The organism is Kribbella capetownensis (assembly GCF_004331485.1).
Taxonomy (GTDB): Bacteria; Actinomycetota; Actinomycetes; order Propionibacteriales; family Kribbellaceae; genus Kribbella; species Kribbella capetownensis.
Window position 1 is genome coordinate 1,876,577 of record NZ_SJKD01000001.1, and the last position, 11,017, is coordinate 1,887,593.

Annotated in this window: 14 protein-coding genes and 2 pseudogenes; 11 read left to right on the forward strand and 5 right to left on the reverse strand. The window is 68.4% G+C overall.

The features are described 5' to 3' along the window. Positions 1-22: 22 nt before the first annotated feature. From E0H75_RS09195 to E0H75_RS09210, 4 genes are read right to left on the reverse strand one after another with little or no spacing between them, the layout of a single operon-like run. On the reverse strand, positions 23-1,225 hold the full coding sequence (locus E0H75_RS09195) for an ABC transporter permease (RefSeq protein ID WP_131512739.1): 1,203 nt from the start codon (positions 1,223-1,225) through the stop codon (positions 23-25). Next, positions 1,222-1,887 (reverse strand): ABC transporter ATP-binding protein, encoded by a 666-nt coding sequence (locus tag E0H75_RS09200; RefSeq protein ID WP_131512740.1) that lies wholly within the window; start codon positions 1,885-1,887, stop codon positions 1,222-1,224. The genes E0H75_RS09195 and E0H75_RS09200 overlap by 4 nt, the downstream gene beginning before the upstream one ends. Next, positions 1,884-2,936 carry a peptidoglycan-binding protein gene (locus E0H75_RS09205; RefSeq protein WP_131512741.1) on the reverse strand — a complete coding sequence of 351 codons (1,053 nt, stop codon included), beginning with the start codon at positions 2,934-2,936 and terminating at the stop codon, positions 1,884-1,886. The genes E0H75_RS09200 and E0H75_RS09205 overlap by 4 nt, the downstream gene beginning before the upstream one ends. Beyond that, complete coding sequence (locus tag E0H75_RS09210) at positions 2,936-3,451, reverse strand: hypothetical protein (RefSeq protein ID WP_131512742.1); 516 nt, start codon at positions 3,449-3,451, stop codon at positions 2,936-2,938. The genes E0H75_RS09205 and E0H75_RS09210 overlap by 1 nt, the downstream gene beginning before the upstream one ends. A 115-nt stretch (positions 3,452-3,566) precedes the next feature. Between E0H75_RS09210 and E0H75_RS09215 the strand changes: the two genes are divergently transcribed. From E0H75_RS09215 to E0H75_RS09235, 6 genes and pseudogenes are all read left to right on the forward strand, one after another. Beyond that, on the forward strand, positions 3,567-4,223 hold the full coding sequence (locus E0H75_RS09215; protein WP_131512743.1) for a response regulator transcription factor: 657 nt from the start codon (positions 3,567-3,569) through the stop codon (positions 4,221-4,223). 62 nt (positions 4,224-4,285) lie between these two features. Next, positions 4,286-5,476, forward strand: coding sequence for a sensor histidine kinase (locus E0H75_RS09220; protein ID WP_238162900.1), 1,191 nt, complete (start codon positions 4,286-4,288; stop codon positions 5,474-5,476). A 57-nt stretch (positions 5,477-5,533) separates the two neighbouring features. Continuing rightward, positions 5,534-5,581 (forward strand): annotated as a pseudogene (locus tag E0H75_RS44580) (hypothetical protein); the annotation flags it as partial. A 101-nt stretch (positions 5,582-5,682) separates the two neighbouring features. Next, positions 5,683-6,453, forward strand: coding sequence for an aldo/keto reductase (locus E0H75_RS09225; protein ID WP_272948890.1), 771 nt, complete (start codon positions 5,683-5,685; stop codon positions 6,451-6,453). A 75-nt stretch (positions 6,454-6,528) separates the two neighbouring features. After that, the gene (locus tag E0H75_RS09230) at positions 6,529-6,873 is read left to right on the forward strand and encodes a YciI family protein (RefSeq protein WP_131512744.1); all 345 of its coding nucleotides are present in this window, start codon (positions 6,529-6,531) and stop codon (positions 6,871-6,873) included. A 46-nt stretch (positions 6,874-6,919) separates the two neighbouring features. Then, a complete protein-coding gene (locus E0H75_RS09235; protein ID WP_475009171.1) occupies positions 6,920-8,092 on the forward strand; it encodes an RNA polymerase sigma factor in 1,173 nt (390 codons plus the stop codon). On the opposite strand, the gene E0H75_RS09240 is transcribed toward E0H75_RS09235, so the two are convergent. After that, positions 8,089-8,349, reverse strand: a complete 261-nt coding sequence (locus tag E0H75_RS09240) for a hypothetical protein (RefSeq protein ID WP_131512746.1) — start codon at positions 8,347-8,349, stop codon at positions 8,089-8,091. The two genes, E0H75_RS09235 and E0H75_RS09240, sit on opposite strands and share 4 nt — an antisense overlap. 111 nt (positions 8,350-8,460) lie before the next feature. Between E0H75_RS09240 and E0H75_RS09245 the strand changes: the two genes are divergently transcribed. From E0H75_RS09245 to E0H75_RS09265, 5 genes and pseudogenes are all read left to right on the forward strand, one after another. Next, entirely contained in the window at positions 8,461-9,219 is a 759-nt protein-coding gene (locus E0H75_RS09245) for a methylenetetrahydrofolate reductase (protein WP_131512747.1), read from the forward strand. A gap of 28 nt (positions 9,220-9,247) precedes the next feature. Continuing rightward, the gene (locus tag E0H75_RS09250) at positions 9,248-9,535 is read left to right on the forward strand and encodes a hypothetical protein (protein WP_131512748.1); all 288 of its coding nucleotides are present in this window, start codon (positions 9,248-9,250) and stop codon (positions 9,533-9,535) included. A gap of 5 nt (positions 9,536-9,540) precedes the next feature. After that, positions 9,541-9,921, forward strand: coding sequence for a PIN domain-containing protein (locus tag E0H75_RS09255; protein WP_131512749.1), 381 nt, complete (start codon positions 9,541-9,543; stop codon positions 9,919-9,921). Positions 9,922-10,120: 199 nt separating this feature from the next. Then, positions 10,121-10,348: pseudogene (locus E0H75_RS43980) on the forward strand (4Fe-4S binding protein); the annotation flags it as partial. Between the two features lie 167 nt (positions 10,349-10,515). Further along, on the forward strand, positions 10,516-11,016 hold the full coding sequence (locus E0H75_RS09265) for an NADH-quinone oxidoreductase subunit J family protein (RefSeq protein ID WP_131512751.1): 501 nt from the start codon (positions 10,516-10,518) through the stop codon (positions 11,014-11,016). The last annotated feature ends 1 nt before the right edge of the window (position 11,017 follow it).

Genomic DNA, 11,017 nt, shown 5'->3' on the forward strand with positions numbered 1-11,017 from the left:
GCCTCTGTGATCGATGATCACACTAGGGCGTCGCCAGCGCCTCGGTGGGGGAGAGCCGGGAGGCGCGGATCGCTGGGTAGAGGCCGGCCAGGGCGCCGATGACCAGGGTGGCCGCGATACCGCCGACCAAGGCCCAGACGGGGATGACGGTCAGCCAGTTCTGGTACGACGCGTAGGCGGTGGTGACCGCTGATCCGAGTAACGCTCCGCCGACCCCGCCGAGTGCGGACAGGAGCAACGACTCGGTCAGGAACTGGGTCCGGATCTGACCGCGGGTAGCTCCGAGTGAGCGGCGCAGGCCGATCTCGGCCCGGCGTTCGAGCACCGAGATCACCATGATGTTCGCGACGCCGACGCCGCCGACCAGCAGCGCGACCGCGCCGAGACCGAGCAGTAGTCCGGTGAACGCCTGCCCCGCGGCCTGTTTCGCGGCCAGCGCGTCGGAGGGCCGGGAGACCTCGACCTCGTTCGGTGACTCCGGGTTGGCTGTTGCCCCGAGCACCGATCGGACCGCCTCCACCTGGGCGTCGTCCGAACGGGTGTAGATCGTCGTCGGGTGCCCGTCGAAGGACAGCGTGGTGTCCGCGGCCGGCCAGCCCATCAGGGCCGCACTGTCCAGTTCCGGCGCCAGCGCGGCCGGTTCGAGGATGCCGAGCACGGTGAACCACTTGTTGCCGATCAGCACCTGCGCATCCGGACCGGCGCGGGTGATGCCGAGCCGGTCAGCGGCCGTTGCGCCGAGCACGGTGGCGGGATACTTCCCGGTCGCCGCGTCGATCCACTTGCCACTGCGGACGGTCGCCCCGATCGTCTCGAGCAGGTTGGTACGGGCGGCGTACGCGAGGATGCCGTTGGTCTCGACGACCGGGATCTTGTTGCTGCGGTAGACGGAGGCATCGTCCACCTTGCCGACCGCCGACTCCGCCCGGACCGGTCCGATCCGGCCGACCATCCCTTCGGCGGTGAGGGGCAGTTGGGCCTCCTCTCCGGTCAGCCGGACGCCGGGCGCGACGGTCAGCAGATTGGTGCCGAGGGCATCGAGTTGGCCGTCGAGCTCGGCCCGCGAGGACGACGAGATGCCAACCACCGCGACCATCGCGGCGATCCCGATCGCGATGCCCAGCGCGGACAGGAAGGCGCGCAGCGGGCGGGTCCGCAGCCCGACCGCGCCGACCCTGACCACATCCCGCGGCCACAACCTGGCAGGTTTCAGTACGTCGCTCATGCCAGTACCTCCTCGATGATGCGACCGTCGCGCATCCGGACCTGCCGGGGTAGCGACGCGGCGATGTCCCGGTCGTGCGTGATGATCACGACCGTCGTACCGCCGGCATGGAGATCCCGCAGGAGTTGCATGACACCGGCGCCTGACGCGGAGTCCAGTGCGCCGGTCGGCTCATCAGCCAGCAGTACGGCGGGTTGACCGGCGACCGCTCGCGCCACGGCGACTCGTTGCCGCTCGCCACCGGACAGCTCATGCGGCCGGTGATCCATCCGGTGCCCGAGACCGACCCGCTCTAACGCGGCCGCGGCGCGCTTGCGGCGTTGCGCCGGCCGCAGCCCGGAGTACAGGAGCCCGTCCGCCACGTTGTCGAGTGCCCGTACGCCGGACGCCAGGTGGAACTGCTGGAAGACGAAACCGATCCGGGTCGCCCGCAACGCCGACAGACCCGTGTCGGGGAGGCGGGCGACGTCGTACCGGTCGATCCGGACCGTGCCGGTGGTCGGTCGGTCCAGGGTGCCGAGCACGTTCAGCATGGTCGACTTGCCTGACCCGGACGGGCCGACGATCGCGACCAGCTCGCCGCGATCGATCCGCAGGCTGACCCCGCCGAGCGCCGCGACGCCGCCCGCGTACACCTTGGTGACTTCGGTCAGCTCGATCACTTCGGGATCCCCACCACGGTGCCGGCCTTGATCCCCGCACCGCTGATCTCGACCTGGCCGCCGGCGAAGAGGCCTGTTTTCACCGGCTGATAGTTCGACGACTTACCGTCGGTAACTTCCACGCCGAAGCCGCCTTCGCGCAGCGCGACCAGGGCCGACACCGCAACGGTCAGGACGTTCTTCCGTTCCGAGGCGGTGAAGACCACGTCGACGGCCGCGAGCGACCAGGCCGCCACCGCCTTCTGGTTGTCGATGGCAACGATCACCTCGATCTTGGTCTCCGGGTCCTTGTCCGCGCCGTCGGCCGGGATGATCACCGTCGACACCTTCTGCACCTTGCCCGGCACGGTCGCACCGTCCGGCAGGGTGACCGAGACCTTCGCGTCCGGCTTCGCCAGCCGCTGGTCCGATGCGTCCAGCTGGACCGTGACGGCCTTTGTCGTGCCGGTGTAGGTGAGCACGGTCTGGTTCGGGCCGATCGGCGCACCTTCCTGGGCCTGCACGCTGTCGACCCGGATCCGGCTGGGTGCGAACAGGACACTGCCCAGGTCGACCACGCCGGTCTCATCCAGGCCGCGGTCCTCCTGCCAGTCCTCCACCGCCTCGGCGGTGGCGTCGGTGTACTCGTCGTCGACGGTGAAGCCCGTGTAGCCCATCGCACTGAGGTTCTGTTCGAGCTGGAGGACGTCCGGTCCTTCACTCCCGTCGGCGAGCCTCCTGTACGCCGGCAGCGCGCCGTACAGGAGTGTGGTGGGCTTGTTGTCGAGGCTGTAGACGGTCTGGCCGCGGCTGAGTTCCTGTCCGCTGTCAGGCAGTCCGGTGATCGTCCCCGCGGTCCGGTTGACCGCGCTGGACGTCGTACCGAAGCCCAGCTCGCCATCAGCGGTCTCAGTGTCCTTGAGAGTCTGCTGGGTGACCTTGGCCGTGCTGACCGGCAACGCGACAGTGGCGTGGTCCGCGGCCTGACTGGTGTCGCCGCGGTTCACCAGGAACGCGCTCGCCACGCCACCGGCGGCGAGGACGACCACAGCGGTGAGTGCTCGGCGCATCACTTACCTGCCAGGATGCTCTGGCAGGTCTCCTGCGCCTTCTTGAAGTCGGGGTCGTCGGCGACGCCAGGGCCGATCATGACGCCGCGCTGACCGGGCTTGGGGTCCGGGAACTTCTCCACACCGTTCTTCCGCATGCACTCGGCGAACTTGCGGCCGTTCTCCTCCTGCTGCGGATTCGGACCGCTCTCGCCCTGCGGGTTGTACTGCCGGCAGGCCTCCATGGCTGCGTCCACCTTCTCCCTGGTGACGCCGGAGTTCTTGTCGAACTTGAGCATCGGCCCCTTGCCAGGCTCCGGGTCGGGAACATCCAGGCCCTGCTCCCGCAGGCACTGGGTGAACTTGACCGCCATCTCGTCCCGGCTGAGGCTCGCCGGCGCGCTGCTCGGGGCAGTCGCCTGCGGCTGCCCGCCGGTGCCGGACGCGACCTGGACCTCCGGTTCGTCCGCACCGCAGCCGGTCAGCAGCAGTACGGCGGCCGCCAGCATCGCCGCGGCCAGAGTGGGCTTGCGCATCACGTCTCGTCTCCTTCGCTGGGTTCAGGCCGTCAGCCTTCGCCGTGCGCCGTTTCCGGAGGGTTTCCGCAGTCGCTAACACCGGGGAAACACCGGCGTCGGGGATCATGGGTGCGTGCGGGTGCTGGTGGTCGAGGACGAACCGTTGCTGGCGGCAGCCATCGCGGAGTGGCTGCGCGACGACTCGCATGCCGTCGACGTGACCGGAGACGGCGGTGCCGCGCTCGAGCGGTTGTCCGTGAACGAGTACGACGTACTGGTGCTGGACCGCGACATTCCCGTCGTCCATGGGGACGACGTGTGCCGGCAGCTCGTGGAATCCGGGTCGGCCACGCGGGTGCTGATGCTGACCGCCGCGGCCGCCGTCACAGATCGAGTGGAGGGGCTTGGATTGGGCGCGGACGACTATCTGACCAAGCCGTTCGCCTTCACCGAACTGGCGGCCCGGGTGCTGGCGCTGGGACGTCGGAGCCGTCCGGCCGATCCGCCGGTACTGCGGCGCGCGGGAGTGACTCTGGACCCGGCCAGGCACGAGGTGTTCCGGGACGGCCGGTACGTGCCGCTGTCGAAGAAGGAGTTCGCCGTACTCGCGGAACTCCTCCGAGCGGACGGTGCGACCGTGTCCGCCGAACAACTGCTGGAGAAGGCATGGGACGAGCACGTGGATCCGTTCACCGGAGCGGTTCGGCTGACCATCCTCAAGCTGCGCCGGAAGCTGGGGGAGCCGGGACTGGTGGAGACGGTCACCGGCGTCGGCTACCGCATCCCCTGAGGCGACTGAGCCTGCGGGGTCGCCTGACGCTGCTGTACGGCGGCCTGTTCCTGGTCGCCGGTGTGCTGCTGCTCGGGGTGACGTATGTGCTGTTCAGCCAGAACTTCGCCGGGCAGTACCGGGTACTGATCCAGGGCACCTATCTCAGACCACCGGCTGCCACGTCCACCGCCGTACCGGCGCCGCGGCCCGACCAGTTGTTCGTGCTGAACAAGGAGGGCGACGTACTAACCGGCGCGGACGCCGAACAGGTCATCAAGGCGCAGCGCGAGGAGGTCAGACAAGCCGCGATCGAGTCGCTGCTCACCCAGGGCAGCATCGCTCTGGTCGTGGTGGGCGCGCTGGCCGCGGGCCTCGGCTGGCTGGTCGCCGGCCGAGTTCTGACACCACTGCACCGCGTCACCGACACCGCCCGCCGGATCGCGGCCGCACCCGCGGCCGGGCACGGGCTGCACGAACGGATCGCGCTGCGCGGGCCGGACGACGAGGTGAAGGACCTGGCCGACGCCTTCGACACCATGGTCGAGCGGCTGGACCACTCGTTCGACGGTCAACGGCGGTTCGTCGCCAACGCCTCCCACGAGTTGCGTACGCCGCTCACTGTCGGCCGCGCCCTGGTCGAGGTTGCGATGCACCGTCGTACCGCGTCCGCCGATGTGAAGGAACTCGGCGAGAGCCTGCTGACGATCAACGCGCGGCACGAGCAACTGATCAACGGGCTGCTGATCCTCGCCGATTCCGAGAAACAACTGACCACGGTCTACCCGGTCAACCTTGGCGACATCGTCACCCACGTCGCCGGCCAACTCTCCGCCGAAGCCGCGGCCGCAGGCGTCGAAATGATCCACGGCCCGGGTGACGCCCCGACCCGCGGAGACGCCCTCCTGCTGGAGCGGCTCGTCCACAACCTGGTGGAGAACGGGATCCGTCACAACCTCCGGGCGCGGACCGACTCGGACGAGCGCTGGGTGCGTGTGGTGAGCAAGACCGAGGGCGATCACGTGGAGCTCGTCGTGACCAACACTGGGCCGGACATCCCGCCGTACGAGGTGGAATCGCTCTTCAAACCCTTCTACCGCCTGGGCGCCGAACGCCTGGTCGCGGGTAAGGGCTCCGGTCTGGGCCTGTCCATCGTCCGCTCGGTCGCCGAGGCTCACGGCGGCACAGTCGTGGCAACTCCCCGCCCGACCGGCGGTCTGGAAATCCGCGTCACCCTTGACATGGAGCGTGCTCCAGAAGGCAGTCTCGGGTAGATGATCAACCGAACCATTGGCAATCGCCGGTCCGTCAGCGCGTTGTGTCTCGGCGCCATGAACTTCGGCAGTTCGACGGATCCCGAGACAGCGATCGCGATCCTCGACCGGTTCGTCGAAGCCGGCGGGACGTTCATCGACACGTCCAACAACTACAACAGTGGACCGGCAACGGTGGTGAGAGTGAGGAGCTGCTGGGCCGCTGGATGCGTTCGCGCGGCAACCGCGACCAGCTCTTCATCGCTACGAAGTGCGGCGCCCGGACGACCGTGCCAGGCGACCCGGACGACAAGCATTGGGAAGGGCTCGGCGCGTCAGTCATCGACTCCGCTGTCAAGAGCAGTCTCGAGCGGCTGGGCACCGACCGCATCGATCTGTACTACGCGCACATGGACAACCGATCCACTCCGCTCGAAGAGACCGTAGGCGCCTTCGGCCGACTCGCCGCCGACGGCGTTGTCGACCTGGTCGGCTGCAGCAACACCACCAGTTGGAGGCTGGACCGTGCGCGCCAACTGGCCGCCGGCCAAGGCGTGGAACCCTACTCGGTCATTCAGCAGCACTACACCTATCTCTGGCCCAGCCCGCTCGCGCAGACCGGCGTCGAACGTCTCGGCACTCCCCACTTGCCCCACGCAGGAGTCGAGCACTTCGACTACCTCAACGAGCACCCAGACGTCACCCTGGTCGCCTACGCGTCCCTCCTGGCCGGCTCTTATGCCCACCTGGACCGCCCCTTCCCCGCCGAGCGCGGTTATGCCCATCCGACGGCGTACGCCCGCTTCGAGGTACTTCGCCAGGTAGCCAACGAACTCGGCGCCACTCCCAACCAAGTAGTCCTGGCCTGGATGCTCCACCACGACGCACCAGTCGTCCCCCTCTTCGGAGCCTCCTCCCTGACCCAACTGGACGAAGCCCTCGATGCGGTGAACCTCACCTTGGACGCCGGCCTGATGGACCGCCTCAACAACGCCTGACGCGGGTGTCGTTGCCTGTCGATCCGGGCTGAGCCTGTTCGTGTAGGGGTGACAGGAACTTACGAGGAGGCCGAGATGAACCAGTACCTGCTCAGCATCTATCAGCCGGATGGACCGCCGCCGGAGCCGGAGGTTCTGGACCCGATCATGCGGGAGTTGGGGGAGTTGAACGAGGAGATGCAGGCCGCGGGGGTCTGGGTGTTTGCGGCCGGGTTGCATCCGCCGGAGACTGCGACTGTGCTGAAGGTGTCCGGTGACGACGTGCTCGTGACGGACGGGCCGTTCACCGAGGGGAAAGAGCACCTGGGTGGGTTCACCGTGATCGAGGTCGAGGATCTGGATGCGGCGTTGGGGTGGGCGCGGCGGTTGGCTCGGGTGTTGAGTCCGCTGTCGATCGAGGTGCGGCCCTTTGCCGGCTGACACCGGACCCCGACGACCCGCCGCCACGCCTGAGCGGATTGCCCGTGTGTTCAGGGCTGAGCACGGGCGGGCGGTTGCGGTGCTGGCTCGGGTGTTCGGGGACCTGGGGATCGCGGAGGACGCCGTACAGGATGCGTTTGCGGCAGCCGTCGAGAAGTGGGCGGACAGCGGCGTACCGCCCAGTCCGGCGGGGTGGATCATCACGACGGCGCGGAACCGGGCGATCGATCGGCTGCGGCGGGAGTCGGTACGCGAGGACAAGCAGGCGCAGGCGGCGTTGCTGCATGCGCAGGAGGAACCGGTGGAGGAGGGCGTTGTGCACGACGACCGCCTCCGGCTGATCTTCACCTGCTGCCACCCGGCGCTCGCGCTCAACGTGCGGGTCGCGTTGACGCTGCGGATGCTCGGCGGGCTCACCACAGCCGAGATCGCCCGCGCGTTCCTGGTGCCGGAGTCGACGATGGCGCAGCGCCTGGTCCGCGCCAAGGCGAAGATCCGCGCGGCCGGCATTCCGTATCGCGTCCCGTACGAGGCCGACCTGCCCGAGCGCGTCCGCGGCGTACTCGCCGTTGTCTACCTGATCTTCAACGAGGGGTACGCCGCTTCGTCCGGCGAGACTCTCGTCCGCGACGAACTGTCCGCGGAGGCGATCCGGCTCGGCCGCGTGCTGGTCGACCTGATGCCTGACGAACCCGACGCCGTCGGTCTGCTCGCGCTGATGCTCCTCCAGCAATCCCGCCGTTTGGCGCGGGTGGGGTCGGACGGTTCCATGGTTCTGCTGGCAGACCAGGATCGCGACCGCTGGGACCGCGAGCTGATCGCGGAGGGCCAGGAGCTCGTACGCCGCTGCCTCCGCCGGAACCAGCCTGGTCCTTATCAACTGCAAGCCGCCATCAACGCCGTGCACTCGGATGCTGCTGCCGCGGCCGACACGGACTGGCCGCAGATCCTGCAGCTCTACAACCACCTGCTCACGCTCACCCCGACCCCGATCGTCGCGCTCAACCGCGCCGTAGCGGTCGCCGAGGTCGAAGGCCCAGCCGCCGCCCTCATCCTGATCGACGACCTCGATCTGAGCTCCTACTACCTCTTCCACGCCATCCGCGCCGACGTCCTCACCCGCCTCGACCGCCCCGACGAAGCTCGCACGGCCTACGAGGCTGCCCTCAACCTCACCTCCAACGAAGCCGAACAGGCGTTCCTGCGTACCCGCATCTAACGGAGCCGGTACTTGCGCTTCTCGCGTTGGTTGTGGGTGTCGCGACGTCGGCTGGCGGGCCGGGTGATGCGGATCGCGAGCGCGCCGAGGGCTCCGACGATCGCGCCGAAGACGGCCGCGATAGGACTCATGAAGATCGCGGAATCAGTCCACTCGTCATGATTCGGCCCAGTCGCGAACCACGAGAACGCCACATTGGCAAACACCATCACCAGAGCACCAACCACCGCGCCGGCCAGTACCTGAGAGCGCCCCATCTCACGAGCGTAAGTACCGCACCGGAATGCCGAAACCCGACCGGGCGCGCCGCGAACGTCCCGGCCCGCCGAGCACCCCGCCGGCCCCGGGATTGTTAGTAGGGTTTGGGGGTGCGGGGATTCGAGGTGGTGTGTGAGGTGGAGCCGCCGACGCGGCCGGATCTGAAGCGGGTTCGGCACCAGATCGGGGTGATGAGTCCGATCGCGGACGCGTTTCTGATCCCGGACAATCACATCGGGCGGGCGACCGTGTCGAGTGTGGCGGTGGCGAACGAGGTACAGGCGATGGGGTCGCGTGGGATCGCCTGCCTGAACTCGCGCGACCGGAACCTGCTCGGGTTTCGCCGGGATCTGCTGACGGCGGCGGCGTACGGCGTTGAGCAGTTCCTGTTCGTGCACGGAGACGACCCGGCCGAGGGTGCGCGGACCAGTCAATTGACGGTTCGCACCATGATCGAGCAGGCGCGCGAGACGTCGTACCCGGGCTGCAATCCGTTCCAGGTCGGGGCGGCGACGCGGCTGCGGGCGGTGCCGAGGTGGAAGGCCGAGGCGGACTTCCTGTACGTGCAGGTCAGCTACGAGCTCGACGAACTGCTGCGCTGGCGAGACAGCGTCAGCCTCGACATCCCGGTGTACGCCGGGGTGATGGTGCTCGCCAGCGCCAAGATGGCCCACAACCTGGCCGCACTCCCGCAACTCACGATCCCCGACACGCTGATCGAGGCAGTCGAGCGCGACCAGGACGCCGGCGTCGACCACGCCTGCGAACTGATCCTGAGCATCCGCGACAGCGGCGCGTTCGACGGCGTACACCTCATCCCCGTCAGCCGCTACCGCCAGGTCGCAGCCCGCCTCGAACGCGAACTCTGACCACCCCGATGTGTGTATAGTTAGGCGCATGCCCCGCATGCAGATCTACCTGCCCGACGACCTTTACGCGGAGGTCAAGCGGCGCAAGCTCCGGGCCTCGGAGCTCGCTCAGCAGGCACTGCGCGCCGAGATCCGCCGGCAGGAGTTGGGCGATGCGGCTGACGAGTACCTGCAGGAGCTGATGGCAGAGGTTGGCGAGCCGACGCCGCAGGAGCTTGCCCGGGCCGAGGACTTCGTCGCCCAGATCAAGGCTCACAAGGCCAAGTCGGATGAGCCCGAGACGCCCGCCGGTCAGTCCGGCAAGCAGGCGAGCTGATCGCCGTGTACGTGCTGGACAGCGGAGCGATCACGATGCTGGCCGAGCGATCGACCAGGGCAGCGGCCATCCTCGCCGTACTGAGGGTCGAGGACGAGTGGCCCCCGGTGGTTCCGTCGGCGGTCCTGGTCGAATGCCTGATCGGCAAGCCGGATCTGGATGCCCGGACGAATCAGTTCCTGAAGACCTGTGACGTCGAGCCCCGGCTGGCCGAAGGACAGGCTCGCCGTGCGGCGAAGCTGCGCACCGCCGCCGGCCGTGGATCCGCTGTCGATGCCATTGTCGTCGCCATGGCGGAGCCGGGCGGGACTGTCGTGACGGGTGACACGGCGGACATCTCTGCGCTCGCAGCCAACGCGATCGGTGTCGAGACGCTGACCATCTGACCGCGGGGTCGCACCGTACGGGGCCTGGACCGACTAGTGTCCTGCTTGCAAGGGCGGTACTGACGGAGGAGGAGGCGTGGGTGTTCCTGGCAAGGGGTTGATCGAGGGGCTGAAGGTCACCGCGAAGACGCTGGCCCGTCGGTCCGTCACCGAGCAGTACCCGGATGTCCAGCCGGAGCTGCCGCCGCGCAGTCGCGGGGTGATCGCGCTGCTGGAGGAGAACTGCACCTCCTGCATGCTGTGCGCCCGCGAGTGCCCGAGCTGGTGCATCTACATCGACCCGCACACCGAGACCGCACCGTCGGTCGGTGAGCAGGCCCGGGAGCGCAGCCGGAACGTGCTGGACCGGTTCGCGATCGACTTCAGCCTGTGCATGTACTGCGGGATCTGCATCGAGGCCTGCCCGTTCGACGCGCTGTTCTGGTCGCCGGAATTCGAGTACGCCGAGACCGACATCCGCAACCTGACCCACGAGAAGGAGCGGCTCCGCGACTGGATGTGGACGGTCCCCGCGCCGCAGCCGATCGACCCCGGCCCGACCGTCACCGAGGCAGTAGGTCACGAAGCAGGGAGTTCGGAAGCAGGGAGCGAGGAGTGACCACTGCTCTCTTCGCCGTCGCCGGCGCGGTGGCGGTCGTTGCCGCTGTCCTCGTGGTGACCTCCCGCCGGATCGTGCACGCCGCACTCTGGCTGGTCGTCGCCCTCGGCGCGGTCGCCGGCTGCTTCGGCGCGCTGCATGCCGAGTTCGTCGCCCTGGTCCAGATCCTCGTGTACGTCGGAGCGATCGTCGTACTCGTGCTGTTCGCGCTGATGCTGACCCGCGCACCGACGAATCCGCTGCCCAACCTGACCACCGGCCGCAGCCCGTTCGCCGCCGTGGTCGCCGGCGTCCTGGCCGTGCTGCTCGGCACCGGTGTTGTAATTGCCTTTGGCAACGAGAAGGTCGACCCCGTGCCGGCCGGATCCGCCACCGACGTGGGTACGGCGATCTTCAAGACCTGGGTGCTGCCGTTCGAGGTGCTGTCGGTGCTGTTGCTGGCGGCCCTGATCGGTGCCATCGCCCTGTCCCAGCGCAAGAAGGCGAAGGAGGACTGAC

What these genes read in the sequence shown, in the direction of transcription:
- E0H75_RS09205 (WP_131512741.1), bottom strand. Translation starts at nt 2,936, where the DNA reads ATGCGCCGAGCACTCACCGCTGTGGTCGTCCTCGCCGCCGGTGGCGTG.
- E0H75_RS09240 (WP_131512746.1), bottom strand. Translation starts at nt 8,349, where the DNA reads ATGGGGCGCTCTCAGGTACTGGCCGGCGCGGTGGTTGGTGCTCTGGTG.
- E0H75_RS09250 (WP_131512748.1), top strand. Translation starts at nt 9,248, where the DNA reads ATGCCCCGCATGCAGATCTACCTGCCCGACGACCTTTACGCGGAGGTC.
- E0H75_RS09210 (WP_131512742.1), bottom strand. Translation starts at nt 3,451, where the DNA reads ATGCGCAAGCCCACTCTGGCCGCGGCGATGCTGGCGGCCGCCGTACTG.
- E0H75_RS09230 (WP_131512744.1), top strand. Translation starts at nt 6,529, where the DNA reads ATGAACCAGTACCTGCTCAGCATCTATCAGCCGGATGGACCGCCGCCG.
- E0H75_RS09225 (WP_272948890.1), top strand. Translation starts at nt 5,683, where the DNA reads ATGCGTTCGCGCGGCAACCGCGACCAGCTCTTCATCGCTACGAAGTGC.
- E0H75_RS09195 (WP_131512739.1), bottom strand. Translation starts at nt 1,225, where the DNA reads ATGAGCGACGTACTGAAACCTGCCAGGTTGTGGCCGCGGGATGTGGTC.